A 24,819-nucleotide genomic window follows, 5' to 3' on the forward strand; every position below is an offset into this window, starting at 1 on the left:
ATTCCGCTGGAAATTTGAACGGCTTCGCGCTATCGCCCGCGCATGACACAAGAGATCCTCATTCGCCGCCCCGATGACTGGCATTTGCACCTGCGCGACGGTGCGATGTTGCAGGGTATTCTTCCAGAAACCGCGAGGCATTTTGCCCGTGCGATCATCATGCCCAATCTGGTTCCCCCCGTGGTGACCGGAGAACAGGCCGCTGCCTATCGCGATCGCATTCTTGCGGCTTTGCCAAAGGGCATGACGTTCACCCCCCTTATGACCCTTTATCTGACCGAGGGCACAGATCCCGCCGACGTCGCTGCGGCAGCAGAGTCTGGATTGGTAAAGGCAGTCAAGCTTTACCCGGCAGGTGCCACGACGAACAGCCACAGCGGTGTGCGTGATCTGGATAAAGTCATGCCTGTGCTGGAAAAAATGGCCGAGATCGGATTGCCACTCTGTACACATGGCGAGGTGACGACGGCAGAGGTCGACATTTTCGACCGAGAAGCTGTCTTTATCGACACTGTGCTGGACCCGCTGCGCTGCCGCCTTCCAGAGTTGCGTGTCGTCATGGAGCATATCACCACCGAAGAAGGTGCGACCTACGCGGCAGAGGGTGGTCCAAATCTGGGGGCGACGATCACCACGCATCACCTGATCATCAATCGCAACCACATCCTCGTGGGCGGGATCAAACCGCATTACTATTGCCTGCCGGTCGCAAAACGCGAAAAGCATCGGTTGGCTCTGCGTCGTGCCGCCACCAGCGGCAAATCCTGCTATTTCCTTGGCACAGACAGCGCCCCGCATGTGGATGCGCTGAAAGAACACGCATGCGGCTGTGCGGGCTGCTTCACGGCCACCAACACTATGGCCTTGCTTGCGCATGTGTTCGAAGAGGATAGTGCCCTGGACAAGCTGGAAGCCTTCGCCAGCCTAAATGGCCCAGCCTTCTATGGTCTGCCTGTGAATGACGAAAAGATCCGCCTCGTCAAACACGAGCTTGCGCAAACCTTCCCCGAAAAGATCATCACCGAAGCCGGTCCCGTTACTGTCTTCAATCCCGGCTATCCGGTCCATTGGGCCGTTGAAGCGTAAGACCTCATACGAAAAGAGCCTGCCATGATCCCGACCAGCTTTCCCGCCAAGGAAGAAATCGCCCGTCTCACTGCCCGCGCTTTGCTTGAGATCAAGGCGGTCCACTTTAACGCCGAGACGCCGTTCACGCTGGCCAGTGGTTTGCCCTCGCCCACCTATATCGACTGCCGCAAGCTGATTTCCTATCCTCGCATCCGGTCGATGCTGATGGATTTCATGGCCGTCACTGTGATGCGCGATGCGGGCTTTGAGGCTTTTGACAACATCGCCGGCGGCGAAACGGCCGGCATTCCATTTGCCGCCTTGGTGGCCGAGCGTTTGGCGTTGCCAATGACCTATGTGCGCAAAAAGCCGAAAGGCTACGGCCGGAATGCCCGCATTGAAGGCGCCATGACCGAAGGGCAACGCGTCTTGCTGGTCGAAGATCTGACGACCGATGGTGGATCAAAATTGTCATTTGTCGATGCGATCCGCAAAACCGGGGCAACTTGCGGCCATACTGCGGTGATCTTCTATTACGGCATCTTTAAAGGGACCGAAGAACGCCTTGCCGAACATGGCGTGCAGTTGCACCATCTTTGCACATGGTGGGACGTTCTGGCCGAAGCCAGGGCGCAAGGTGCCTTTGACGAGAAAACGCTGACCGAAGTTGAAGCGTTCCTCAACGCACCTCGCGAATGGCAAGACGCAAGAAAAGGCGCCTGATAACTGGGTCAGTGCTTTTTCCCGATTCTGGGGAAAATTCGACACGACTTTAGAATTTCTTGACGAAACCACGGTGGCGGCCACAATATCTTGTGGCACCAACTTGGTCATTTGCCCGTGGATGAGCAGATTTTCATCTTATCCACAGAGTTGTTCAACGGATTGCCTTGGCCGAAATTAACAGGCATTCAGGCACTCAATCAAGGAAACGGGGGGACAGATGAGCGAGATCGCGACGCTTCGCACGGGCACGCCAGCACGGGCCGAGGGCGGTGATCTGCCGGATGTTTTGCCGCATAATATTGAGGCGGAGCAGCAGCTTCTGGGCGCTATTCTGACAAATAACGACGTCTATGACCGGATCGCGAGCCTTGTGAAATCCGAGCATTTCTTTGATCCGGTGCATCAGCGCATTTTCGAAAAGACGGCTGCGCGAATCCAGAAGAACGCCCTTGCCAGCCCTGTGACGCTAAAACCCTTTTTCGAGGATGATGAAGGTCTGAAGGAATTGGGCGGGCCGGCCTATCTGGTGCGCCTTGCCGGGGCCGCGATCAGCGCCTATGCCGCGCGCGATTATGCGCAGATGATCTATGACCTTGCGGTGCGCCGGGAACTGATCTCGCTGGGCCGCGAAATCAGCGCCAAGGCCGCAAAGGTCGAAATCCAATCCGAGCCGCGAGAGCAGATCATCGAAGCCGAACAGCGGCTTTACAAACTGGGCGAACAGGGCGTCGCGGAGCGCGGATTTCAAAGCTTTCTCAAGGCAGTAACAGACGCAGTTAACGTTGCAAACGCGGCCTATCAGCGTGGCGGCGGGCTTGCGGGCATCTCAACCGGCCTGATTGATCTGGACAAGAAACTGGGTGGTTTGCACGAAAGTGACCTGATCATCCTTGCCGGTCGCCCCTCGATGGGAAAGACCTCGCTGGCCACAAACATCGCCTTTAACGTGGCCAAAGCCTTCAAACGGGGTCGCAAGCCGGATGGCAGCGAAGGGGCTGTTGAGGGCGGTGTCGTGGGCTTCTTCAGCCTTGAAATGAGCGCCGAACAGTTGGCCGCGCGTATCCTTTCCGAAGCCTCCGAGGTGCCGAGCGAACAGATCCGCCGGGGTGATATGACCGAGGCAGAATTCCGCCGCTTTGTCGAGGCGGCTAAGTCCTTGGAATCCTGCCCTCTTTACATCGACGATACGCCTGCCTTGCCGATCAGCCAAGTTGCGGCGCGGGCGCGGCGGTTGAAGCGGACGCATGGCCTTGACGTGCTGATGATCGACTATCTTCAGCTTTTGAAGGGATCGTCCAAAGGCTCTGAAGCCAACCGCGTTCAGGAAGTTTCCGAGATCACTCAGGGACTTAAGGCTATTGCCAAAGAATTGAACATCCCTGTGATCGCGCTGTCGCAGCTGTCGCGTCAGGTCGAAAGCCGGGAAGACAAGCGGCCCCAGCTTTCCGACCTTCGGGAATCCGGGTCGATTGAGCAGGACGCCGACGTGGTTATGTTCGTGTACCGTGAAGAATACTACAAGGAACGCGAAAAACCGGGCGACCACGAACTGGAAAAAATGGCGGCATGGCAACAGGTTATGGAGCAATGCCACGGTAAAGCCGAGGTCATTTTGGGCAAGCAGCGTCACGGGCCTATCGGCACGGTTGAACTGTCCTTCGAAGGCCGCTTTACGCGCTTTGGCAACCTTGCCCGCGCATGGCAAGGCGACGAAGGGGGCTATTGACGCCGCTGTAGACTGGGGAATTTACGACATAGATTTCCCGGTGCACCTTTTGTACACCCCCTGTACACCTCTCGTGCAGACAACTTGGCAGACGACTTGCCACCCCTGCCTGAACCGGCGCCTTTGCGCTTGACGAAACTTTCCGATCCGACAAGAAACCTTCATGGCCACTGCAACGCTTTCCATTGATCTTGATGCCCTTGCCGCCAATTGGCGTGCGCTTGACCGTGCCTCTGCCTCGGGCGTGCAAACCGCCGCTGTGGTCAAGGCCGATGCCTATGGTCTGGGGATCACCCGTGTCGGACGCGCTTTGGCGCAGGCCGGGGCGCGGCGCTTTTTTGTGGCCGTGGCCGAAGAAGGCGCAGCCCTGCGTCAGGCCCTGGGGCCAGGACCGCAGATTTGCATCCTTTCCGGCCATATGGCGGGCGACACGGACATGATCCACGATCTGGATCTGACGCCGATGCTGAACAGTCTGGATCAGGTAACACGGCATCTGGAATCGCTGCCCGGTCTGCCCTTTGGCGTGCAGCTTGACACCGGGATGAACCGGCTTGGGATGGAAGAAGCCGAATGGGAGGCAGTGGCCCCCTTTGTGCTGGAAGCCGGGCCGGAAATGATCATGTCGCATCTGGCCTGTGCCGATGACCCCGACCACGCGATGAACGAACTGCAACTGGCAAACTTCCACGCCATGACCGATGGGACGGGCGTGCCGCGGTCGCTGGCGGCGACCGGAGGCATCTTGCTGGGGCCGAAATTCCATTTTGATCTGACTCGTCCCGGCATTGGGCTTTACGGTGGTCAGCCGTTCGAAAGCTCGGCGCGGGTTGTTACCCTGTCTTTGCCGATCATCCAGACGCGGAATGTTCAGGCGGGCGAGCCGGTCGGCTATTCCTGCACTTGGACGGCAGAAGAAGATGCGCTCATTGCCACGGTTTCCGGCGGCTATGCCGACGGGCTGCTGCGGAGCCTTTCGGGCAAGGCGATCCTGTGGGATGGCGACACCCCCTGCCCTGTGGTTGGCCGGGTTTCGATGGACCTGATCACTGTGGATGTAACCCATCTTTCCCAAATCCCGCGCAGCTTGGACATTCTGGGGCCGCATCAGACCGTGGATGAGCTGGCCGAAATCGCCGGCACCATCGGCTATGAGATCCTGACCTCTTTGGGCGCACGCTATCAGCGCCGCTATATCGAGGGTGTGGCGTGACACCGGCGACGGCGCTACGGTCCATCGGGCGCCCGGTGCTGGAAAGCCTTGCCGCCGTGGGGCGTGTTGCCTTGTTCACGGCAAGCATTCTGTCGCATCTGTTTCGCCCGCCTTTTTATATTCGCGAGTTTCTGACCCAGTTGATGCAGATCGGCTGGTTCAGCTTGCCGGTGGTCGGCCTGACGGCGCTGTTCACCGGCGGGGCGCTTGCGTTGCAGATCTATTCTGGCGGGTCCCGGTTCAATGCCGAGGCCGTGGTGCCGTCAATTGTGGCGATTGGCATGGTGCGCGAACTTGGCCCCGTTTTGGGCGGGTTGATGGTCGCGGCGCGTGTCGCCTCGTCGATTGCGGCCGAGTTGGGGACGATGAAGGTGACCGAGCAGATTGATGCCTTGGTCACGTTGTCGACCGACCCGTTGAAATATCTGGCGGTGCCACGGGTGTTGGCGGCGACCCTGTCCCTGCCAGTTCTGGTCGCTGTGGGGGATTCCATCGGGATCATGGGGGGCTGGCTTGTCGGCACCGGCAGACTTGGCTTCAATTCGGCGACCTATCTGACCAATACGGTTGATTTTCTGGAAACCGGGGATGTGGTTTCCGGTCTGGTCAAGGGCGCGGTCTTTGGCTTTATCGTGGCCTTAATGGGCTGCTATTTCGGGATGAATTCAGGCCGGGGCGCGCAGGGTGTGGGGCGCGCGACCAAGACCGCCGTGGTTGCGGCCAGCGTGTTGATCCTTGGGTCGAATTACATTCTGACAGAGGTGTTCTTCACCTCATGATCGAGCTGCGTGACGTCACCAAATCCTTTGGCCCGAAGCAGGTCTTGCGCGGTGTGACGCTGAACGTGCCGTCAGCGTCGTCCATGGTGATCATTGGCGGGTCGGGCACCGGGAAATCGGTGCTGCTGAAGGCCATTCTTGGGCTCATCCGCCATGATGGCGGGGATATTCTGGTCGATGGGCAAGATATTCGTGACGCCGAGCGGGAGGCTTTTCTGGCGCGGTTCGGGATGTTGTTTCAGGGGGGCGCGCTGTTTGACAGCCTTTCGGTCTGGGAGAATGTGGCGTTCCGGCTGATGCGGGGCGAAGGCAAGCGGCCAAAGGCCGAGGCACGCGAAATCGCGGTGGAAAAGCTGCGCCGCGTGGGGTTGGGCCCGGATGTGGCCGACCTTTACCCGGCCGAGCTTTCGGGGGGGATGCAAAAGCGCGTGGGGTTGGCGCGGGCCATCGCCGCAGAACCCGAGATCATCTTTTTCGACGAGCCGACTGCCGGGCTTGACCCGATCCTTGCCGGGGTGATCAATGAATTGATCCGGGAAATCGTGGTTGAGATGGGGGTGACGGCCATGACGATCACCCATGACATGACGACGGTTCGGTCGGTCGCCGACCGGGTGGCGATGCTGCATGAGGGCGTGATCCAGTGGACGGGGCCGACCTCGGATCTGGAAACCACGCCCGACCCCTATGTGCAGCAGTTCATCAATGGCCGGGCCAGCGGTCCCATCGGGACGGTGCGCTGATGGAATGGATGTTCCAGATTGATCTGTCCTTCCTGTTCGAGCAGCCCTCGATCTGGCGGACGCTGGTGCAGACGCTGATTGTGGTTGTGCCTTTGGCCATAGCGATGTCGGGCTATGCGGCTTGGCGGGTTGGGGATCGGGGCGGATTGCTTCTGTTGTTCTGGGCTGCGATTTATGCGGTCTGGATGCTGTGGCCCATGCCCATGCCCGCAGAGTTCATCCTGCCTGCCCGTGTGATTTCGGTTGTTGGCTGGTTCTGGCTGGTTGGGGCCTGGGGGCGGCGCGCGCAATGGCATGAACCGCTTTTGCTTTTTTCAAATGGATTCGTTGTGGCGCTTTTGTTGACGCTGTTCATCACGACCTTTGTCGCCACAGTGCGCGACGTGATGGGCTGGGACATTCCCGCATAAGGCGAAGGACTGTTTCCAAGGCTGGAACAATATACGGCAAACCCCTGAAAAAAGGGCAAAAACCGGAAAAAACCATACGAAAGTATTTGCCAATCCCGCCCCCTGCGTCAAAGTTAACGGGCCTGTGTTGGGGGGTGTCTTATGTCGAGTGAGCGTGGCAGCGCTTTTTCGCTGTTTTTGACGATTTTTCAGATCGTTTGCTTTTGGTCGGTGATTTTTCTGACGGTCTTTTTGTCCGCAATCACAGTGATGGCCGCGCTTGGCTGGATGCCTTGGCCAGAGTTCTACATCAGTCTTTCCGGGGGCACGCCCTTGGAAAATGCAGGGATGTGGGCGCTGCTTGGGTTGACCGGATTGTCGATCATCCTGGCCTTCTACCTGCCAGCCAATGCCCGCATGGCAAAGCTGGAACGCAGTCACCGCAGTTTTGCGATGGGGGTCGACGATGTGGCGCGCGCCTATCGACAGGCCCATGCCAGCGACCGCGCAGGTGTCTTTAGCCTTTCGGCCGAGTTCGACTCGGTTCGGGCGCGGATGGAGCATTTGCGAGACCACCCCGATCTGTCGCATCTGGAGCCAGAACTTTTGCAACTGGCCGCGCAGATGAGCCATGAGACGCGGGAATTGGCCCGCGCCTATTCCGAGGAACGGGTTGCGCGGGCGCGTATCTTTCTGAAACAGCGGCAGGAGGAGGTTCATGCCCTGACAGACCGCTTGGGCGTGGCACGGCGGATTTGCGATGACCTGAGACGCTGGAAGCAAGATATCGATTCCGACGAGCGCCAAGCGCAAGTTCAATTGCGGCGGCTAGAAGCCGATCTGAAAGAGATCTTGCCGAGTCTGGGCTATGATCTGGATTGGGGTGATGATCCGCGTGAAGCCAATGTCGTATCGCTGCCAAAGCCTGCGAAATGACCATTGACGGGGACAGGCTGACGGGCGACGACACCCCATGAAATGGCTTAACCTGAGTTTGCTTGCCCTGTTCCCTTTGTCTTGGTTTGCTCCTTTGTTGCGGGCGGGCCTTTTGCCATTGTTTGGTCTGGACGAGATTTCGGTGATCACGGGGCTGCAATCGCTGTGGGAAAGTGATGCTGCCTTGGCGTTGATTGTCACCTTTCTGGCCATTTTCGCCCCCATGGCAAAGACCATTGGCCTTGCGTTGCTGGACTTTGACCTGCTGTCGCCCCGCGCCCTGCCCGCGCTGCACTGGATGGGAAAATTGGCGATGGCGGATGTCTTTTTGATCGCGCTGTATGTGGTGATTGCAAAGGGTGTGGGGATTGCGACGATCGAGGTGGCCTGGGGGCTGTATCTGTTTACCGGCTGTATCCTATTGAGCCTGTTTCTTTCGCACCGCACCCCGCGCGAGGCTTGAAGCCGGGGGCCTATTCACGCTAGGCCAGTGCCCATGAGCAAATCTTCCCCGATCTTTACCTGTTCGACCTGCGGCACCGTTCACAAGAAATGGCAAGGCCGTTGTGATGGTTGCGGGGGATGGAACACGATTGTCGAAGACACCCCGCTTTCCAGCGGCCCGAAGTCCCTTGGCGCAAAAGGGCGCAGCATTCCGCTGACCGATCTGGCGACCGAAGAAGCACCACCACCGCGCGCGGGATCGGGAATTGACGAGTTGGACCGCGTTCTGGGCGGCGGTCTGGTCCCGGCCAGTGCCATTCTAGTGGGGGGCGATCCGGGCATTGGGAAATCGACCCTGCTGTTGCAGGCCACCGCCAGCTTTGCCCGAAAAGGGCTGAAATGCCTTTATATTTCGGGCGAAGAGGCCTCGGCCCAAGTGCGGATGCGGGCGCAACGTCTTGGGCTGGCGCAGGCCCCTGTCAGCCTCGGGGCCGAAACCAATTTGCGTGACATTCTGACGACGCTGGATGCCGAACGCCCCGATCTGGCTGTCATCGACTCGATCCAGACCATGTGGCTGGATACGGTTGAGGCCGCGCCCGGATCAGTCAGTCAGGTCAGGGCCGCCGCGCATGAGTTGGTGACATTTGCCAAAAAGCGCGGTGTGGCAGTGATCCTTGTCGGCCATGTGACCAAAGAGGGCCAGATCGCGGGCCCCCGTGTGGTCGAGCACATGGTTGATACGGTCCTTTATTTCGAGGGCGAGCGCGGCCACCAGTTCCGCATTCTGCGTGCCGTGAAGAACCGCTTTGGCCCGGCTGATGAAATCGGTGTCTTTGAAATGACGGGGGGTGGTCTTTCGCAGGTGACGAACCCTTCGGCGCTGTTTCTTTCCAGCCGCGACACCCCTGCCCCCGGTTCGGCGGTTTTTGCCGGGATCGAAGGCACGCGCCCGGTGCTGACCGAAATTCAGGCGCTGGTTGCGCCTTCAACGCTTGCCAGCCCGCGGCGCACGGTGGTCGGGCTGGATTCGGGCCGGGTTTCGACGATCCTTGCGGTTTTGGAGGCCAGATGTGGCATTCCCTTTACCGGGCTAGATGTGTTTTTGAACGTGGCGGGCGGGTTGCGCGTCAACGAGCCTGCGGCCGATCTGGCTGTGGCCGGAGCGCTACTCTCGGCGCGTGAGGATGTGGCAATTCCGCCAGACATGGTGCTTTTTGGGGAAATCTCGCTCTCTGGCGCGCTTCGACCAGTGGGGCAGACCGAAAACAGGTTGAAAGAAGCCTCGAAACTTGGTTTTCAACAAGCGACCCTTCCCAGCCGGTCCAAGACCAGCGGGGCCGAGGACATGAAATTGCGCGAAATGGCCGATTTGACGGCCTTCGTTGGTGAGATGTTCGGAGCAGGCTGAGGCCTGCCCATTACGAGACAAGGCGGAGAGCGGACGATGGAAGGCTTTACTCTGGTTGATGGCGTGGTCGCGGCAGTGATCGTGCTTTCCGCTGTGCTTGCCTATTCACGCGGATTGGTGCGCGAGGCAATGGCGATTGCCGGTTGGATCGGCGCGGCCATTCTGGCCTATCTCTTTGCCCCTGCGGCCCAACCCCTGATCAAGGAAGCCCCGGTCGTCGGCGCTTTCCTGTCCGACAGCTGCGTTCTGTCGCTGGGCGCGGCCTTTGTGGTGGTCTTTGCGATCGGACTGATCATCGCCGCCCTGTTCACCCCGCTGTTTTCTTCGGTCGTTCAACGTTCGGCTTTGGGCGGAATCGATCAGGCGCTTGGGTTCATCTTTGGCGCGGCCCGTGGGCTTGTCCTCGTGGCGGTGGCGTTCATCGTCTATGACCGCGCTGTGGCTGCGAACACCATCCCGATGATTGACGAGTCACGCTCGGCCAAAGTGTTTGCCAGCTTCCAGACTAAGATTGATGAGCAAATCCCGGAAGATGCTCCGGGTTGGATCCTTCAGCGCTACAATGACCTGACATCTGTGTGCTCAGCAGATGGCACTTCTGCCCCAGCCGAGGCAGCACCGGCAGGGAACTGAGCGACAATACCAGATTCGTGACCTTCCACGGGTTTTCAGGTCGTGACATGGGCGTGACATTGCCCTAAATGGGGCGCAACCGATGCCCCCGGATGGAGAGCCAGATGCGCCCTTTCCTCTCTCACCCCTTTGACGACGACAAGCTCAAGGAGGAGTGCGGGATCTTCGGTGCAATCGGCCTGACCGATGCCGCAAACTTCGTGGCCCTTGGCCTGCACGCGCTGCAACATCGCGGACAAGAGGCCGGTGGGATCGTCAGCTACCATCCCGAACATGGCTTCAACTCGGCCCGCCGCTTTGGCTATGTGCGCGACAACTTTACCAAGGCCGATGTCATGGCCACCCTGCCCGGGGAATTGGCCATCGGCCATGTGCGCTATTCGACCGCCGGATCGAAGGGGTCGACTGCGATCCGTGACGTGCAGCCCTTCTTTGGCGAATTCTCGATGGGCGGCTGTGCGATTGCCCATAACGGCAACCTGACGAATGCAGCCGCGCTGCGCCGCGAACTGATCGAGCGCGGCTCGATCTTTCAGTCGTCCTCCGACTCGGAATGCATCATTCACCTGATGGCGCGGTCGATCCAGAAATCGATCTCTGAGCGGATCAAGGATGCGCTGCGCGCCTGTGAAGGCGCGTTTTCGGTCGTCGCCATGACGCGGACAAAGCTGATCGGTGTGCGTGATCCTTTGGGCGTGCGCCCCTTGGTTCTGGGCCGGATCGGTGATTCCGGCTGGGCGCTTTCGTCGGAAACCTGTGCGCTGGACATCATCGGCGCTGATTTGGTTCGTGAGATCGACCCGGGCGAAATGGTGGTGATCGAAGGCAACAAGGTCATCTCGACCCGCCCGTTCTCGCCCGCCCCGTCGCGCTTTTGTATCTTCGAGCAGGTCTATTTCTCGCGCCCCGACTCGATCATCGGCGGACGTTCGGTCTATGAAACCCGCCGTCAGATCGGTGTCGAACTTGCCCGCGAAGCCCCAGTCGAGGCAGATCTGGTCTGCCCGGTGCCGGATTCCGGCACCCCGGCCGCCATCGGCTTTTCGCAGGAATCGGGCATCCCCTACGCGATGGGGATCATCCGCAACCAATATATGGGGCGGACCTTCATCGAGCCGACCGAGCAGATCCGCAATATGGGCGTGCGCCTGAAGCTGAACGTCAACCGCGCGCTGATCAAGGGCAAGCGGGTGATCCTTGTGGACGACTCGGTCGTGCGCGGCACCACCAGCCGCAAGATCAAGGACATGATCCTTGAGGCCGGTGCCGCCGAAGTGCATTTCCGCATCGCCTCGCCGCCGACGGCCTGGCCCTGCTTTTACGGCGTCGACACACCCGAGCGCGCCAAACTGCTTGCCGCAACCATGAGCGAAGATGAAATGCGCGACTGGATCGGCGTCGACAGCTTGAAGTTCATCTCTCTCGATGGCCTCTATCGCGCGGCCGGCGAAGCCGCTGGCCGGGATGTGGCAGCCCCGAAATTCTGCGATGCCTGCTTCTCGGGCGATTATCCTGTCGCGCCGTCAGACAAGATCGCAGAAGGCTTCGAGATGAAGGCGGCTGAATAAGCTTTATCTTGGTCCAAATATCCTCGGGGGTCCGGGGGCAGACAGCCCCCGGCGTTTCACTTCCCGCGAAAGGCCTCAGGAATGTCTCAGAAAATCGCTCTCATCACCGGTGCGTCCCGCGGCCTTGGCTCGGCGATGGCCGAGCAACTGGCCCTTCGTGGATGGCATGTGGTGGCCGTGGCGCGCACCGTGGGTGGGCTGGAAGATCTCGATGACCGGGTCAAGGCTGCAAAACTGCCCGGTGCGGGAAGCCTGACGCTGGCCCCGATGGATGTGACCAACGAAGATGCAATGCGCCACCTTTGCCGGTCCATTCATGACCGGTGGGGCGGACTGCAGTTCTGGGCCCATACCGCGGTGCATACGACAGCGCTTGCCCCTGCCGGATCGCTGGACATGAAAGATCTGGATAAATCGGTGGCAACGAACCTTCGTGCCACGGCCTTCCTGATCACGATGGTCGAACCACTTTTGCGTGCCGGGAACGGAAGCGCCATGTTCCTTGACGATCCGATCGCAGGCACCCGCTTTTCCGCAGCTTATGGGACCACGAAAGCCGCACAGATGGCGCTGGCCCGTGCCTGGCAGGCAGAGAACGAAAAGGTTGGCCCAAAGGTCCTGATCCAGACGCCTGCGCCCATGGCCACGGCCGTGCGCGGACGGTTCTACCCCGGCGAAGACCGCTCGAAACTGGCCGACCTTCAGACCGAAGCCAGCAAGCTTGTCGCGCTGATCTAATTGGCCCGACAGAACGGCGAGGGCCAAATTCCTTAATCAAGGAATTTGCAAATCTTCTCATCAGAAGATTTGGCCCTCATTGCCAGCCCTAACCAAGGGCGGAAGCGATTTCCGACCAGAGCGCCTCGACCGGTTCGATTCCGATGGACAGTCGGAGAAACCCTTCCGGCACGGCATCGCCCCATCTTGCGCGCCGTTCGCCGGAGGAATGGGTGCTGCCAAAGCTGGTGGCCCGCACCATGAAGGCGCAACGCTCCAGAAAGCCCTCGGCTTGTGTCGCGTCTTTCAGGGTCATGCCGATCAGGAAGCCGGGGGCGACCATCTGCTGGCGCGCCAAGCTGTAAGAGGGATCGCTTGGCAATCCGGGGTAGCGGACGGCCAAGACTGCCGGATGTTCTGCCAATCGGGCAGCGATCACCGCCGCGCTGTCACACATCCGGGACAGGCGGACCTCAAGCGTTTCCAGACCGCGATGCACAAGCCAAGCCTCCATCGCACCGGGGACAGAGCCAGAGAGGCGGCGCCAATCTCTGACGCGGGTCATCAGCGTGGCATCCCGCCCCGCGACATGGCCGAACAAGGCATCCGAATGGCCGCTCGGGGCCTTGGTGTCGGCGGCCACGACAAGGTCGGCGCCCAGATCAAGCGGCTGCTGCAAAAGAGGTGTCATCGTTGTGTTGTCAACGATGGTCTTTGCGCCTGCGGCCTTGGCCCGCCTTGCGACATCGGCAATATCGACGACATCGAGGCCGGGGTTCGACGGGGTCTCGACATAGACCACCGCATAATCCGTTAAATCAGCCGTCGCATAATCCGTTGTGGGAAGTTCGGTCACCTGAACGCCAAGGCCTGCAAGAAAGTCGCGCGCAAAGATGCGCGTCACATAGTAGCCGTCCTTGGGCAACAGAACGCGGTCCCCTGCTTTCAGGCAGGCCATAAGGGCCGCCGAGATTGCGGCCATGCCTGAGGGGAAGGCTACGGTTTCCGCGTTTTCCAAGAGCGCCAATTGCGCCTCGACCGCGGTCCAGGTCGGGGTGCCGTTCCGGCCATAGATGAAGGCCGCGCCCTGCACGTCAGGCAGGTGAAAGGTTGTCGAGCTGACCAGTGGCAGAGATACCGGATCGCCCTTTGACAGCCCCGCATCCCGATGATGCAGCATCTGTGCAATCCGTTGGTTCAGATCCGTTGCCATCGCCCAGTTCCCCGTTTCGATTTTGCGGTGACATTGCTTTGGGCGTTAAAAGAATTCAAGCAAGGCATTGTCACCCATACAGAATGCCAAGAAAAAAGGAGAGCCGAAGCCCTCCTTTTTCGGTCTTGCGGCGGGTGCAGAGGTTTACTCCTGCACGGCAACCTTCACCATGACGTCTGGCGAGGTCACTTCGCCATTGCGGCCTTCACCACGCTTGATCGCGTCGACGACCTCCATCCCAGAGACGACGCGGCCGACGATGGTGTATTGGCCGTCCAGATGTGGTGCGGGCGCGAACATGATGAAGAACTGGCTGTTGGCCGAGTTCGGGTCTTGGGAACGCGCCATGCCGACGACGCCACGGTCGAAGGAGAGGCTTGAGAATTCCGCCCCGAGGTCAGGCATGGATGAGCCGCCCATGCCTGCCATCGACAGATCGCCCGCGGCCTTGCCAAACTGGACATCGCCAGTTTGCGCCATGAAGCCATCAATCACGCGGTGGAACACCACGTTGTCGTACTGACCTTCTTTGGCCAAAGCCACGATCTGGGCGACATGGTTCGGGGCAACATCGCTGGCCAGATCAATGACGACCTGCCCATTGGCTTCGCCTGCCACGTCGATGATCAGGTTCGGCCCCGGCCCATCTTCCTGAGCCATGACCGGGGTTACCAGCGGACCAAAGGCGGTGTAGCTGAGAACCGCGAGACCGGCGGCAAAGAGCCCACCTACGAGGATGCGTTCACTGGACATCGGCGGCCACCCGAACAGTGATCATGCGGTCAGGGTTCATCGGCGGCTCGCCGCGCTGGATCTTGTCCACAAATTCCATCCCGGAAATCACGCGGCCATAGACGGTGTATTGGCCGTTGAGGAAGTGGTTGTCCTTGAAATTGATGAAGAACTGGCTGTTGGCCGAGTTCGGGTTCATCGAGCGGGCGGCGCCCAGCGTGCCACGGTCATGCGGCAGCTTTGAGAATTCGGCAGGCAGGTCCGGATAGGAAGAACCGCCCGTGCCGGCGCGGCGCAGGTTGAAGTCCTTTTCCATATTGCCGTTTTCGACATCGCCCGTCTGCGCCATGAAGCCATCAATCACACGATGGAAGGCGACATTGTCATAGGCCTTGTCACGGGCGAGCTGCTTCATCCGCTCGGCGTGCTTGGGTGCCACTGCTGGCAGGAGTTCGATCACCACTTCGCCATCCTTCAGCGTGAGGATGATTGTGTTTTCGGGGTCTTTGATCTCGGCCATATCGCTCGGGCTCCTTTTTCTGGTCTGGGCGGAACCTAATCACCCTTGGCCCCGAGGAAAAGAGCAAAGGCAGGGATCGGTTGACGCAAAGCCAAATGTCGCGGAAAAGTGGCTCGCATTCTTCCCTTTGGAGTTCCAGACATGGCTTGGAAAACGCTTGATGACGCTGCTTTGGCAGGAAAAACGGTACTGGCCCGTGTGGATATCAATGTTCCGATGGAAGATGGGCGGGTCACGGACGCGACTCGCATCGAAAAAATCCGCCCGACGGTCGATGATATCATCGCGCGCGGTGGCCGGGTTGTCCTGCTGGCCCATTTTGACCGGCCCAAGGGCAAAGTCGTTCCGGAAATGAGCCTTGGCCATATCAGCGGCGCGGTGGCTTCGGTTCTGGGTCGGAATGTGGTCTTTGCCTCAGACTGCATCGGCGCGGCTGCGGAAGAGGCGATTGCCAAGGCGGGCCCCAATGATGTGGTGCTGCTGGAGAACACCCGTTTCCACGCGGGCGAGGAAAAGAACGACCCGGCTTTGGCTGCGGAAATGGCCAAGCTTGGCGATGTTTATGTGAATGACGCCTTTTCGGCGGCACACCGGGCACATGCCTCGACAGAAGGTTTGGCTCGCCTGCTTCCGGCCTTGGCGGGGCGGTTGATGGAGGCGGAATTGCGCGCCTTGGACGCGGCGCTTGGCAATCCGGTTCGCCCGGTGGTCGCCGTGGTCGGCGGGGCCAAGGTTTCAACGAAGCTGGACCTTCTGGGCAATCTTGTCAGCAAGGTTGACCATCTGGTGATTGGCGGCGGCATGGCCAACACCTTCCTGGTGGCGCAGGGGATTGAGGTTGGCAAATCGCTGGCCGAGCGCGACATGGCCCCGACCGCCTTGGAAATTCTGGAAAAAGCCAAGGCTTCGGGATGTCAGATTCATCTGCCTTCCGATGTGGTTGTTGCGCGTGAGTTCAAGGCAGGTGCCGCGAATGAGACGGTGGCCGCGACGGCCTGCCCTGCAGATGCGATGATTCTGGATGCAGGACCGCAGACCGTTCAGGCGCTGACCAAGGTGTTCGAGGCCAGCAAGACCCTGATCTGGAACGGGCCGTTGGGGGCTTTTGAAATCGTCCCGTTCAACGCGGCGACGAATGCCGCAGCACAAGCAGCGGCACGCCTGACGCGCGAGGGCAAACTGGTGTCTGTTGCAGGGGGTGGCGATACGGTGGCGGCGCTTAATCAGGCGGGTGCGGCTTCGGACTTTACCTTTATCTCGACGGCGGGCGGTGCCTTCCTTGAATGGATGGAAGGCAAGGAATTGCCTGGAGTAAAGGCGCTCTTGGGATGAGCGATACCGCGCTGGCGCAGGATTTTCGCACGCGGGACTGGGCCTTGGTCACAGGGGCGTCCGACGGGATTGGTCGGGCGCTGGCCACTGAGGCGGCCAAAGCTGGCTACAATGTCATCCTGACGGGCCGGCGGCTTGACCGGCTGGAGGCCCATGCCGATGCCCTGCGCCGCGCCTATTATGTGGCGACGATCGTTCTGGTTGCCGATCTGGCAAACCCGGATGAGGCCGAAACCCTTTGGCAGCAAGCCTCGGAGGGGCGCCGGATTGCGGTCTTGGTGAACAATGCCGGACTTGGCCATCTGGGAGAATTTGGCAAGCCCGAGGGCTGGGACCGGGAAACCGAGTCGATCATGGTCAATGTCATCGCCGCGACCATTCTGATGAAACGCGCCGCCGCCCATATGGCCGCAAATGGGGGCGGGCGGATTCTGAATGTCTCCTCGACTGCGGCGTTTTTGCCGGGGCCACATATGGCGGTTTATCACGCGACAAAGGCCTATCTGCTGTCCCTTTCCGAAGCTGTGGCCGTTGAAATGAGCGGACAAGCGGTCTTTGTGACAGCCCTTTGTCCCGGCGTGACGGAAACGAGGTTCTTTCAGGCGGATGGATCTGAGCGGGCGCATATCCTGAACCGCTTTATGCCCCTGCCCTCGGCCGAGGCTGTTGCGGCAAGCGGATGGCAGGCCATGGAAAAAGGCAGGCGCGTCCATGTCACGGGCTGGCCTTACAAGATCGCGGCCTTCTTGCCACGGCTGATGCCGCGTCGCGTGACCGCCTGGACGACAGGCGTCTTTTTAAAGCGACGCTGGTAAGCGAAGTGGCCCGCTGAACTGGCGTAATGACGCATGTTAGCGAGACCATGATTGCGGGATTGAAACGGGCAGTCTATCCAAAACCGGAATGACGACACCGTCAGTGCAGAGATGAGAGGAATTGGCAAATGGCATCGGCACAGCAGACAGAGCAGGTAAAGAACGGCAAAGGCTTTATCGCCGCGCTGGACCAGTCGGGTGGGTCGACCCCCAAGGCGCTGCGCCTGTACGGGATCGAGGAGAGCGCCTATTCCAACGATACGGAAATGTTTGACCTGATCCACGGGATGCGCGCCCGGATCATCAAATCGCCTGCCTTTACCGGTGACAAGGTGGTGGGTGCGATCCTTTTCGAACAAACGATGGACCGCACGATCGACGGCATTCCGACCGCGACCTACCTTTGGGAAAACCGCAAAGTCGTGCCCTTCCTGAAAATTGACAAGGGTCTTGAGGCCGAGGTCGATGGCTGCCAGTTGATGAAGCCGATGCCGGGTCTTGATGCCTTGCTGGATCGCGCGGCGAAGGCCGGGATTTTCGGCACCAAGGAGCGTTCGGTCGTCTCGGCTGCCAACCGCAAGGGGATTGCGTCCATCGTGGCTCAGCAATTCGAGATCGGAAAGCAGGTTCTGTCCCACGGATTGATGCCGATTCTAGAACCAGAAGTGACCATTTCGATTTCCGACAAGGCCGAGGCAGAGGCGATCTTGCAGGAAGAAATCCTGAAGCAGCTGGAGGCGCTGCCCGAGGGAACGCAGATCATGCTGAAGCTGTCACTGCCAACGGTGGACAATTTCTATGCGCCGCTGGTGGACCACCCCAAGGTGCTGAAGGTCGTGGCCCTGTCGGGTGGCTATTCGCGCGATGCAGCCAATGCCATTCTGGCCCGCAACCGCGGGATCATCGCAAGCTTTAGCCGCGCCCTGACCGAAGGCCTGAGCGCCCAGCAGTCGGATGCCGAGTTCGATGCGGCCTTGGGTCAGGCGATCTCGTCGATCCATGCAGCGTCAATCGCGGGTTGAACGACGGCATTTTCTGCCTGTCCATGACAAAAAGTTCAGGGAAATTCCCCATTTGGGGGATTCCCTTCCCGAATCAGTTGTGACATGATTCAGGCCAAGCCCCCCGTTCGAGAGGGGCGTTGAGGCAGAGACATGACGCAGTCGGGCATCCGATTCAGCATTGGCGGCATCCTATATCTGGCCCTGGCTTTTACGCTGGGGGCCTATTTTACCTTTGCCGCTGTGCAGGGGGATTATGGTGTGTTCCGGCAAGTGCAGATCCGCGCGGAGGCCGAAACTCTGCGGGTGGAGCGTGACCGGCTTTACGAAGATCTGCTGGAAATGACCAATCTGACCACGCGCCTGTCGGATCGCTATCTGGACATTGACCTTCTTGATGAACGCGTCCGCGACGTTCTTGGTTATGTCCGCGCCGACGAAATCGTCATCCGCTGACCGGTTCCAGACCGGGCGACGCAAGAATTTTCAAAAATTCTTGCAAATTTCTTCGAAGAAATTTGACGCCTCCCCTTAACCCTTGCATCCTATGCATGGGAGCCATGCCCTGCGTAGCGCGGGGCAAATTTGTTTTGACCCAATAAACACCGATGTTGTAGAGATGGTTTAACGTTGAACTATTCCAGCCACGGACGGGAGGATGCCGCATATGGCCGCGAAAAAACCAGCCGAGAGGCCGAACGCCTCGAAGGAAGAACTGCTCAAATATTATCGTGAGATGCTGCTGATCCGCCGCTTTGAAGAAAAAGCGGGTCAGCTTTACGGCATGGGTCTGATTGGCGGGTTTTGCCACCTGTATATTGGGCAGGAAGCCGTTGTCGTTGGTCTGGAGGCTGCAACCAAGGAAGGCGACAAGCGCCTGACCAGCTATCGCGACCACGGCCATATGCTGGCCTGCGGCATGGATGCCAAGGGCGTCATGGCCGAACTGACCGGACGCATCGGCGGCTATTCCAAGGGTAAGGGCGGTTCGATGCACATGTTCTCGAAAGAGAAGCATTTCTACGGCGGCCACGGCATCGTGGGCGCTCAGGTTCCGCTGGGGGCCGGTCTTGCACTTGCCGACAAGTACAAAGGCAATGACAACGTCACCTTCACCTATTTTGGCGATGGCGCAGCGAACCAGGGGCAGGTCTACGAGACCTATAACATGGCCGAACTTTGGGAACTTCCGGTGATCTTTGTCATCGAGAACAACCAATATGCCATGGGCACCAGCGTGAAGCGCTCGACCAAGTCGACAACGCTGTTCGAGCGCGGTGTGGCCTATGGCATTCCGGGCGAGCAGGTTGACGGCATGGACGTTCTGGCCGTGAAAGCCGCTGCCGAAAAGGCTGTGGCGCACTGCCGGGCGGGCAAGGGCCCCTATATTCTTGAAATGATGACCTATCGCTATCGTGGTCACTCGATGTCGGACCCGGCCAAGTACCGGACCCGCGAGGAAGTTGACAAGATCAAGTCGGAAAAGGACTGCATCGAGCAGGTCCGCGACCTGTTGTTGACCGGTGGCCATGCCAGCGAAGAAGACTTGAAGGCCATCGACAAGGACATCAAGGCGATCGTCAACGAAGCCGCTGAATTCTCGAAAGAAAGCCCGGAGCCGCCGCTGGACGAGCTTTGGACGGATATCTACGCGTAAGGGAGGGGAAAGACATGGCAACTGAAGTTCTTATGCCCGCGCTTTCTCCGACCATGGAGGAAGGCACGCTGGCCAAATGGCTGGTGAAGGAAGGCGATACGGTCAAATCGGGCCAGATCATCGCCGAGATTGAAACGGACAAGGCGACGATGGAATTCGAAGCCGTGGACGAAGGCATCGTCGGCAAGATCCTTGTCGCCGAAGGCAGCGCCGGCGTGAAAGTGAACACGCCGATTGCGGTTCTGGTGGAAGAAGGTGAAAGCGTTTCGGACGCAGCACCGGCCGCCAAGGCCGAAGCCGCGGCCCCGGCCGCCGCACCTGCTGCTGCGGCCCCTGTGGCTGCACAAGCTGCCGCCCCTGCCCCGCTTTCGGTGGCAAGCGGCTGGCCGCATGCCGACATTCCGGAGGGCGCAAAGACCAAGACCATGACCGTGCGGGAAGCCCTGCGGGAAGCCATGGCCGAAGAGATGCGCGCAAATCCCAATGTCTTCCTGATGGGGGAAGAAGTTGGCGAATATCAAGGCGCCTACAAGATCAGCCAAGGCCTGCTGGACGAGTTCGGGGCGAAACGCGTGGTTGACACGCCGATCACCGAACACGGTTTCGCAGGGATCGCCGTTGGCGCAAGCTGGGGCGGTTTGCAGCCGATCGTCGAGTTCATGACCTTCAACTTCGCGATGCAGGCGATTGACCACATCATCAACTCGGCGGCCAAGACGCTGTATATGTCTGGCGGTCAGATGGGTTCGCCGATCGTGTTCCGCGGGCCGAACGGCGCTGCGGCCCGCGTGGCCGCACAGCACAGCCAGGATTATGCGGCATGGTATGCGGCTATTCCGGGTCTGAAGGTCTGCATGCCCTACACTGCGGCTGATGCAAAAGGACTGCTGAAATCGGCGATCCGCGATCCGAACCCGGTGATCTTCCTTGAGAACGAGATCCTTTACGGTCGCTCCTTCGAGGTTCCGGTGGATGAGGACTTCACCATTCCGTTCGGCAAGGCCAGTGTGATGCGTTCAGGCGACGACGTCACCTTGGTGTCGTTCGGTATTGGCGTCGCCCATGCCTTGGCGGCGGCGGAAGAATTGGCGAAGGAGGGTATCAGTGCCGAAGTGATCAACCTGCGCACCTTGCGCCCGATTGATTACGACACGGTTCTGGCCTCGGTTCAAAAGACCAATCGCTGTGTCACGGTCGAGGAAGGCTTCCCTGTCGGCTCGATCGGCGATCACCTTGCCAGCACGATCATGCAGCGCGCCTTTGATTTTCTGGACGCGCCCGTGATCACCTGCACCGGCAAGGATGTTCCGATGCCTTACGCCGCGAACCTTGAAAAGTTCGCTTTGATCACCCCGGCCGAGATCGTGACCGCGGTCAAATCCGTCTGCTACCGCTAAGGGAGGGCACCATGGCAACCGAAATCCTGATGCCTGCGCTTTCTCCGACGATGGAGGAAGGCACGCTGGCGAAATGGCTGGTGAAAGAGGGTGATGAGGTCAAGTCTGGCCAGATCATCGCCGAGATCGAAACCGATAAAGCCACGATGGAATTTGAAGCCGTCGATGAAGGCATTGTTGGCAAGATCCTGATTGCCGAAGGCAGCGCCGGCGTGAAGGTGAACACGCCGATTGCTGTTCTGCTGGAAGAAGGTGAAGAGATGGGGGCAACCCCGGCACCCAAGGCTGCTCCGGCAGCTGCGGCTGCGGCTCCTGCCCCGGCGGCGCCTGCTGCCGCGGCTGCGGCACCTGCTCCGGCGGCGGCGGTCTCTGGTGGGGCTCGTGTCTTTGCCTCGCCCTTGGCGCGTCGCATCGCCAAGGATAAGGGCATTGATCTGACGAAGGTTTCCGGCACTGGCCCGCATGGACGTATTGTCCGGGCGGATGTCGAGGGACTTTCAGCGACGCCAGCATCTGCCCCCGCAGCGGCGGCTGCTCCGGCCGCTGCGGCCAGTGCCCCTGCCCCGGCAAAGGCCGCTGTCGCCGCTGGGCCGTCGGCGGAAACCGTGCTGAAGATGTATGCCGACCGGACCTTTACCGAAGTTCCGCTGGATGGCATGCGCCGCACCATCGCCGCTCGTCTGACCGAAGCCAAGCAGACGATCCCCCATTTCTATCTGCGCCGTGAGGTTCAGCTGGATGCGTTGATGGAGTTCCGTGGTCAGTTGAACAAGACGCTTGAAGGGCGTGGTGTAAAACTGTCGGTGAACGACTTCATCATCAAGGCTTGCGCGAACGCGTTGCAGCAGGTGCCTGATTGCAATGCCGTTTGGGCAGGGGATCGCATCCTGAAACTGAAGCCTTCGGATGTGGCTGTTGCTGTGGCCATCGACGGTGGATTGTTCACACCTGTGCTGCGAGACGCTCATCAGAAATCGCTTTCGGCCCTTTCGGCCGAGATGAAAGATCTGGCGACCCGCGCCAAGACTAAGAAGCTTGCCCCTCATGAATATCAGGGTGGCAGCTTTGCGATTTCGAACCTCGGGATGATGGGGGTCGAGAACTTTGACGCCGTCATCAACCCGCCACATGGGTCGATCCTAGCTGTTGGCGCTGGTATCAAGAAGCCGGTGGTCAAGGCGGATGGCACGATTGGTGTTGCAACGGTCATGTCGATGACCTTGTCGGTTGACCACCGGGTGATTGATGGTGCATTGGGCGCCGAGTTCCTGAAAGCCGTGGTCGAGGCGTTGGAAAATCCGATGTCGATGCTGGCGTAAGTCTATCGTCAAAAAGAAAAAAGGCCCCGGAGCGATCCGGGGCCTTTTCTATTGGAACATCGATAAGATCAGTCGCAGTCGACGCATCCAGTCAACTTGTGGTCCATCAGGACCGAAGGTTGTGAACAGCCGGCCTCGCCAACCACTTTCGCTGGAACGCCAGCCACCGTCGTGCAGGGCGGGACATCCTGCAGAACGACAGACCCTGCGGCGATGCGTGAGCAATGGCCCACACGAATATTGCCCAAGACCTTTGCCCCTGCCCCGATCAAAACGCCATCGTCGATCTTCGGATGACGGTCGCCATCTTCTTTCCCCGTGCCACCAAGGGTCACGGAGTGAAGCATTGAGACGTTGTCCCCAACCACCGCGGTTTCCCCGATGACGATCGAATGGGCGTGGTCAATCATGATCCCACGGCCGATCCGCGCCCCGGGATGAATGTCGACGCCAAAGGTTTCAGACACGCGCATCTGAACAAAGTAAGCAAGGTCTTTGCGACCGGTCATCCATAGCCAATGGCCGATCCGGTAGGCCTGAACAGCCTGATAACCTTTGAAGAACAGGATCGGCTGAATGTAGCGGTGGCAAGCCGGATCGCGGTCATAGACGGCCATGAGGTCTGCCCGCGCGGCTGCGCCCAGGTCTGCGTCGCTTCGATAGGCTTGGTCGGCGATTTCCCGCAGGATTTGTTCGCCCATCTCTGCGTTGGCGAGCTTGAAGGAGAAGCGATAGGCCAACGCCTGTTCCATCGACGTATGATGAAGAAGGCTGGAGTGAATCATACCGCCCAGCAACGGGTCGTCCTTGATTGCGGCCTCTGCCTCATCACAGACGCGCGTCCAAACAGGATCAACCGGAGTGAGCTTAGCTTTTAGTTCGGCCATGGTCGCACCTTCGACAGGAGACAGAAGAATTAGAAATGTAGCAGATGCCGCGGATTTTCAACAGTCAGTAACGTGAAGCACATCATGGAGTAAACGTTAAAGATGCCTCCACTTTACAAACCTGATTTTTTCAGTCAACTATTCATTAGCCAGTCCCAAAGGGCCAGCCATGCAATGCGGTCTTACCCTTAATGGAGGCAAAATGTACGCCCGTTCAGAAAACAAGAAAGGTACGGACTTCGTCGGCGACGTCGCAGATGCAGTCTCGGTCATTATCTCTCAGCTAAAGACGCAGACCTATCTTGATCGCCTGATGAACCGCTTGGAGCGCGACCAATGAATATGCAAACAGAAGTGAGTTTCGCAAATCTGGTGCCGGTTCATGACGCCACCAACTTGACCGAGGGCGGAAAGGAAGCGCGCATCATCTTGAATGGCATGGTGTATTCCTTGCGCATCACAAGGCAGGGCAAACTGATCCTGACCAAGTAGATCAGCGTTTATGACCAGCTTCTTTGCGCAACGCTGCTTGCCCCCCCTCAGACCCGCGTTCCCGCCCGGGTCTGATCGGGATCGAGGGACGATAGCTCCGACTTCAGCCAATCGCAGAACGTTCTGAACGTCTCGCGCTGTGGCAGATCTTTTGGCCAGACCAGATAATAACTCCCAAGACCTTGCCCGGGCTGGTTCCAAGGGGTGACGAGCTCGCCCGTCTTCAACGAGTCTTCGATCATGAAACTTGGCAAGAGAGCAACGCCAAGGCCGTGGATCGCTGCTTGTTTCATTGTTGCGAATTGATCGAACCGCATTCCTTGTGGCTGCCGATGATCAACCCCCTGAGACGCGAGGTATCTTTTCCAAGCGCCCGGTCGGCTTTTCAGCTGCAGCAGCGGAAACGCCACGAGATCAGCAGGCTCGCGCACTGAGGACGTTAAAAGTTTAGGCGAACAAACCGGTAAAACAGACTCTTCGAGCAACAGCAGATGATCTGCAGCGGGCCAATCCGCCCTTCCAAAATGGATCGCCGCATCAAACTCGCTGTCTTCAAGATCAAAGGTCTGCAATCGGGTAGACAAATTGACGGTTAGCTGCGGATGTTCTTTGACAAACAATGCAAGTCGCGGTGCCAGCCAGTATTCACCAAATGCTGGCAAGATCGCGAGCGATAGACTTCCACCCGCGGGATTGGACCTGAGATTAGAGCTCGCTGCAGCTATCGTGTGCAGACTACGCCGTATTTGAAGCACATAGTCTTGAGCGGCAGGCGTCAATTTCAGGCGCTTCTTGTCCCTTACGATCAAAGACACGCCAAGTTGCGCTTCCAATGACTGAAGCGCCCTACTGATCGCACCCTGTGTCAAACTAAGCTCTTCGGCAACTGCCGAAGCCGTGCCAAGACGGTCTAGCGCCTCAAGGGCGGTCAGACCGGACATCGACGGAAGCAGCCGGCGAGGCGTCGACATATTACCTGAACTCATGTTTCTGTGAGATTAATTCGATTTTTCACTATCAGATTATGAGCAATAAGCTATTCAAAATTTGAGGAAGCCCTCATAGCGTCCTCAACGCAAATGCCCGCAGATCCCAAGATTG

27 protein-coding genes are annotated in these 24,819 nt (G+C 59.1%); 22 read left to right on the top strand and 5 right to left on the bottom strand.

Annotated elements, in window-relative coordinates; all coding sequences use genetic code 11:
• The first annotated feature begins 42 nt into the window (after positions 1–42).
• From pyrC to ACSBLW_RS05135, 13 genes are all read left to right on the top strand, one after another.
• Entirely contained in the window at positions 43–1,086 is a 1,044-nt protein-coding gene (gene pyrC / locus ACSBLW_RS05075; RefSeq protein WP_435259146.1) for a dihydroorotase, read from the top strand.
• Positions 1,087–1,110: 24 nt separating this feature from the next.
• The gene (locus ACSBLW_RS05080) at positions 1,111–1,791 is read left to right on the top strand and encodes an orotate phosphoribosyltransferase (RefSeq protein ID WP_435259147.1); all 681 of its coding nucleotides are present in this window, start codon (positions 1,111–1,113) and stop codon (positions 1,789–1,791) included.
• 220 nt (positions 1,792–2,011) lie between these two features.
• Positions 2,012–3,520 (top strand): replicative DNA helicase, encoded by a 1,509-nt coding sequence (locus tag ACSBLW_RS05085; RefSeq protein WP_435259148.1) that lies wholly within the window; start codon positions 2,012–2,014, stop codon positions 3,518–3,520.
• A gap of 163 nt (positions 3,521–3,683) precedes the next feature.
• Positions 3,684–4,733 carry an alanine racemase gene (alr, locus tag ACSBLW_RS05090; RefSeq protein ID WP_435259149.1) on the top strand — a complete coding sequence of 350 codons (1,050 nt, stop codon included), beginning with the start codon at positions 3,684–3,686 and terminating at the stop codon, positions 4,731–4,733.
• Positions 4,730–5,512 carry an MlaE family ABC transporter permease gene (locus tag ACSBLW_RS05095; RefSeq protein WP_435259150.1) on the top strand — a complete coding sequence of 261 codons (783 nt, stop codon included), beginning with the start codon at positions 4,730–4,732 and terminating at the stop codon, positions 5,510–5,512. Before alr ends, ACSBLW_RS05095 begins: the two co-directional genes overlap by 4 nt.
• Positions 5,509–6,255: an ABC transporter ATP-binding protein gene (locus ACSBLW_RS05100; RefSeq protein WP_435259151.1), complete on the top strand. Its 747-nt coding sequence runs from the start codon at positions 5,509–5,511 to the stop codon at positions 6,253–6,255. The genes ACSBLW_RS05095 and ACSBLW_RS05100 overlap by 4 nt, the downstream gene beginning before the upstream one ends.
• Complete coding sequence (locus ACSBLW_RS05105) at positions 6,255–6,665, top strand: hypothetical protein (RefSeq protein ID WP_435259152.1); 411 nt, start codon at positions 6,255–6,257, stop codon at positions 6,663–6,665. The genes ACSBLW_RS05100 and ACSBLW_RS05105 overlap by 1 nt, the downstream gene beginning before the upstream one ends.
• Before the next feature lie 210 nt (positions 6,666–6,875).
• A complete protein-coding gene (locus tag ACSBLW_RS05110) occupies positions 6,876–7,580 on the top strand; it encodes a DNA repair protein (protein WP_435259153.1) in 705 nt (234 codons plus the stop codon).
• A 37-nt stretch (positions 7,581–7,617) separates the two neighbouring features.
• Positions 7,618–8,043 (top strand): paraquat-inducible protein A, encoded by a 426-nt coding sequence (locus ACSBLW_RS05115; protein WP_435259154.1) that lies wholly within the window; start codon positions 7,618–7,620, stop codon positions 8,041–8,043.
• Between the two features lie 33 nt (positions 8,044–8,076).
• On the top strand, positions 8,077–9,435 hold the full coding sequence (radA, locus tag ACSBLW_RS05120) for a DNA repair protein RadA (protein WP_435259155.1): 1,359 nt from the start codon (positions 8,077–8,079) through the stop codon (positions 9,433–9,435).
• Positions 9,436–9,471: 36 nt separating this feature from the next.
• On the top strand, positions 9,472–10,068 hold the full coding sequence (locus ACSBLW_RS05125) for a CvpA family protein (RefSeq protein WP_435259156.1): 597 nt from the start codon (positions 9,472–9,474) through the stop codon (positions 10,066–10,068).
• Positions 10,069–10,172: 104 nt separating this feature from the next.
• Positions 10,173–11,636, top strand: a complete 1,464-nt coding sequence (gene purF / locus ACSBLW_RS05130; RefSeq protein ID WP_435259157.1) for an amidophosphoribosyltransferase — start codon at positions 10,173–10,175, stop codon at positions 11,634–11,636.
• An 81-nt stretch (positions 11,637–11,717) separates the two neighbouring features.
• Complete coding sequence (locus tag ACSBLW_RS05135; protein WP_435259158.1) at positions 11,718–12,374, top strand: SDR family NAD(P)-dependent oxidoreductase; 657 nt, start codon at positions 11,718–11,720, stop codon at positions 12,372–12,374.
• 88 nt (positions 12,375–12,462) lie between these two features.
• On the opposite strand, the gene ACSBLW_RS05140 is transcribed toward ACSBLW_RS05135, so the two are convergent.
• From ACSBLW_RS05140 to ACSBLW_RS05150, 3 genes are all read right to left on the bottom strand, one after another.
• Entirely contained in the window at positions 12,463–13,566 is a 1,104-nt protein-coding gene (locus ACSBLW_RS05140; RefSeq protein ID WP_435259159.1) for a cystathionine gamma-lyase, read from the bottom strand.
• Between the two features lie 144 nt (positions 13,567–13,710).
• Positions 13,711–14,319: a peptidylprolyl isomerase gene (locus ACSBLW_RS05145; RefSeq protein ID WP_435259160.1), complete on the bottom strand. Its 609-nt coding sequence runs from the start codon at positions 14,317–14,319 to the stop codon at positions 13,711–13,713.
• On the bottom strand, positions 14,309–14,818 hold the full coding sequence (locus ACSBLW_RS05150; RefSeq protein WP_435259161.1) for a peptidylprolyl isomerase: 510 nt from the start codon (positions 14,816–14,818) through the stop codon (positions 14,309–14,311). Before ACSBLW_RS05150 ends, ACSBLW_RS05145 begins: the two co-directional genes overlap by 11 nt.
• A 141-nt stretch (positions 14,819–14,959) precedes the next feature.
• On the opposite strand from ACSBLW_RS05150, the gene ACSBLW_RS05155 reads away from it, so the two are divergent.
• The 7 genes from ACSBLW_RS05155 (at position 14,960) to ACSBLW_RS05185 (ending at position 22,339) form a co-directional block, all read left to right on the top strand.
• Complete coding sequence (locus ACSBLW_RS05155; protein WP_435259162.1) at positions 14,960–16,150, top strand: phosphoglycerate kinase; 1,191 nt, start codon at positions 14,960–14,962, stop codon at positions 16,148–16,150.
• A complete protein-coding gene (locus tag ACSBLW_RS05160; protein WP_435259163.1) occupies positions 16,147–16,965 on the top strand; it encodes an SDR family NAD(P)-dependent oxidoreductase in 819 nt (272 codons plus the stop codon). The genes ACSBLW_RS05155 and ACSBLW_RS05160 overlap by 4 nt, the downstream gene beginning before the upstream one ends.
• A 128-nt stretch (positions 16,966–17,093) precedes the next feature.
• The gene (locus tag ACSBLW_RS05165; protein WP_435259164.1) at positions 17,094–17,987 is read left to right on the top strand and encodes a fructose bisphosphate aldolase; all 894 of its coding nucleotides are present in this window, start codon (positions 17,094–17,096) and stop codon (positions 17,985–17,987) included.
• A 132-nt stretch (positions 17,988–18,119) separates the two neighbouring features.
• Positions 18,120–18,422: an FtsB family cell division protein gene (locus ACSBLW_RS05170; RefSeq protein WP_435259165.1), complete on the top strand. Its 303-nt coding sequence runs from the start codon at positions 18,120–18,122 to the stop codon at positions 18,420–18,422.
• 211 nt (positions 18,423–18,633) lie between these two features.
• Positions 18,634–19,623 carry a pyruvate dehydrogenase (acetyl-transferring) E1 component subunit alpha gene (gene pdhA, locus ACSBLW_RS05175; protein WP_435259166.1) on the top strand — a complete coding sequence of 330 codons (990 nt, stop codon included), beginning with the start codon at positions 18,634–18,636 and terminating at the stop codon, positions 19,621–19,623.
• A 14-nt stretch (positions 19,624–19,637) separates the two neighbouring features.
• Positions 19,638–21,020, top strand: coding sequence for a pyruvate dehydrogenase complex E1 component subunit beta (locus ACSBLW_RS05180; protein ID WP_435259167.1), 1,383 nt, complete (start codon positions 19,638–19,640; stop codon positions 21,018–21,020).
• Positions 21,021–21,031: 11 nt separating this feature from the next.
• Positions 21,032–22,339 carry a pyruvate dehydrogenase complex dihydrolipoamide acetyltransferase gene (locus ACSBLW_RS05185; RefSeq protein ID WP_435259168.1) on the top strand — a complete coding sequence of 436 codons (1,308 nt, stop codon included), beginning with the start codon at positions 21,032–21,034 and terminating at the stop codon, positions 22,337–22,339.
• Positions 22,340–22,407: 68 nt separating this feature from the next.
• Here ACSBLW_RS05185 and cysE read toward each other — a convergent pair whose 3' ends face one another.
• Positions 22,408–23,226, bottom strand: coding sequence for a serine O-acetyltransferase (cysE, locus tag ACSBLW_RS05190; RefSeq protein WP_435259169.1), 819 nt, complete (start codon positions 23,224–23,226; stop codon positions 22,408–22,410).
• A 202-nt stretch (positions 23,227–23,428) separates the two neighbouring features.
• Here cysE and ACSBLW_RS05195 point away from each other — a divergent pair, with 202 nt between their 5' ends.
• Positions 23,429–23,566 carry a hypothetical protein gene (locus tag ACSBLW_RS05195; RefSeq protein WP_435259170.1) on the top strand — a complete coding sequence of 46 codons (138 nt, stop codon included), beginning with the start codon at positions 23,429–23,431 and terminating at the stop codon, positions 23,564–23,566.
• A 2-nt stretch (positions 23,567–23,568) separates the two neighbouring features.
• Positions 23,569–23,718, top strand: coding sequence for a hemin uptake protein HemP (hemP, locus tag ACSBLW_RS05200; RefSeq protein WP_435260047.1), 150 nt, complete (start codon positions 23,569–23,571; stop codon positions 23,716–23,718).
• A gap of 47 nt (positions 23,719–23,765) precedes the next feature.
• On the opposite strand, the gene ACSBLW_RS05205 is transcribed toward hemP, so the two are convergent.
• Positions 23,766–24,659 carry a LysR family transcriptional regulator gene (locus ACSBLW_RS05205; protein WP_435259171.1) on the bottom strand — a complete coding sequence of 298 codons (894 nt, stop codon included), beginning with the start codon at positions 24,657–24,659 and terminating at the stop codon, positions 23,766–23,768.
• Positions 24,660–24,819: the final 160 nt, after the last annotated feature.

The sequence above is a fragment of the Thioclava sp. FR2 genome, from assembly GCF_051200875.1.
Lineage (GTDB): Bacteria > Pseudomonadota > Alphaproteobacteria > Rhodobacterales > Rhodobacteraceae > Pseudotabrizicola.

Bases quoted from the DNA above. Each gene is read 5' to 3' on its own strand.
- alr (WP_435259149.1), top strand. From the start codon at position 3,684: ATGGCCACTGCAACGCTTTCCATTGATCTTGATGCCCTTGCCGCCAAT.
- radA (WP_435259155.1), top strand. From the start codon at position 8,077: ATGAGCAAATCTTCCCCGATCTTTACCTGTTCGACCTGCGGCACCGTT.
- ACSBLW_RS05085 (WP_435259148.1), top strand. From the start codon at position 2,012: ATGAGCGAGATCGCGACGCTTCGCACGGGCACGCCAGCACGGGCCGAG.
- ACSBLW_RS05105 (WP_435259152.1), top strand. From the start codon at position 6,255: ATGGAATGGATGTTCCAGATTGATCTGTCCTTCCTGTTCGAGCAGCCC.
- ACSBLW_RS05080 (WP_435259147.1), top strand. From the start codon at position 1,111: ATGATCCCGACCAGCTTTCCCGCCAAGGAAGAAATCGCCCGTCTCACT.
- ACSBLW_RS05195 (WP_435259170.1), top strand. From the start codon at position 23,429: ATGTACGCCCGTTCAGAAAACAAGAAAGGTACGGACTTCGTCGGCGAC.
- ACSBLW_RS05145 (WP_435259160.1), bottom strand. From the start codon at position 14,319: ATGTCCAGTGAACGCATCCTCGTAGGTGGGCTCTTTGCCGCCGGTCTC.
- hemP (WP_435260047.1), top strand. From the start codon at position 23,569: ATGCAAACAGAAGTGAGTTTCGCAAATCTGGTGCCGGTTCATGACGCC.
- ACSBLW_RS05150 (WP_435259161.1), bottom strand. From the start codon at position 14,818: ATGGCCGAGATCAAAGACCCCGAAAACACAATCATCCTCACGCTGAAG.
- cysE (WP_435259169.1), bottom strand. From the start codon at position 23,226: ATGGCCGAACTAAAAGCTAAGCTCACTCCGGTTGATCCTGTTTGGACG.
- ACSBLW_RS05170 (WP_435259165.1), top strand. From the start codon at position 18,120: ATGACGCAGTCGGGCATCCGATTCAGCATTGGCGGCATCCTATATCTG.
- ACSBLW_RS05100 (WP_435259151.1), top strand. From the start codon at position 5,509: ATGATCGAGCTGCGTGACGTCACCAAATCCTTTGGCCCGAAGCAGGTC.
- ACSBLW_RS05160 (WP_435259163.1), top strand. From the start codon at position 16,147: ATGAGCGATACCGCGCTGGCGCAGGATTTTCGCACGCGGGACTGGGCC.
- ACSBLW_RS05155 (WP_435259162.1), top strand. From the start codon at position 14,960: ATGGCTTGGAAAACGCTTGATGACGCTGCTTTGGCAGGAAAAACGGTA.
- ACSBLW_RS05165 (WP_435259164.1), top strand. From the start codon at position 17,094: ATGGCATCGGCACAGCAGACAGAGCAGGTAAAGAACGGCAAAGGCTTT.
- ACSBLW_RS05140 (WP_435259159.1), bottom strand. From the start codon at position 13,566: ATGGCAACGGATCTGAACCAACGGATTGCACAGATGCTGCATCATCGG.
- pyrC (WP_435259146.1), top strand. From the start codon at position 43: ATGACACAAGAGATCCTCATTCGCCGCCCCGATGACTGGCATTTGCAC.
- pdhA (WP_435259166.1), top strand. From the start codon at position 18,634: ATGGCCGCGAAAAAACCAGCCGAGAGGCCGAACGCCTCGAAGGAAGAA.
- ACSBLW_RS05115 (WP_435259154.1), top strand. From the start codon at position 7,618: ATGAAATGGCTTAACCTGAGTTTGCTTGCCCTGTTCCCTTTGTCTTGG.
- purF (WP_435259157.1), top strand. From the start codon at position 10,173: ATGCGCCCTTTCCTCTCTCACCCCTTTGACGACGACAAGCTCAAGGAG.
- ACSBLW_RS05205 (WP_435259171.1), bottom strand. From the start codon at position 24,659: ATGTCCGGTCTGACCGCCCTTGAGGCGCTAGACCGTCTTGGCACGGCT.
- ACSBLW_RS05135 (WP_435259158.1), top strand. From the start codon at position 11,718: ATGTCTCAGAAAATCGCTCTCATCACCGGTGCGTCCCGCGGCCTTGGC.
- ACSBLW_RS05180 (WP_435259167.1), top strand. From the start codon at position 19,638: ATGGCAACTGAAGTTCTTATGCCCGCGCTTTCTCCGACCATGGAGGAA.
- ACSBLW_RS05185 (WP_435259168.1), top strand. From the start codon at position 21,032: ATGGCAACCGAAATCCTGATGCCTGCGCTTTCTCCGACGATGGAGGAA.
- ACSBLW_RS05125 (WP_435259156.1), top strand. From the start codon at position 9,472: ATGGAAGGCTTTACTCTGGTTGATGGCGTGGTCGCGGCAGTGATCGTG.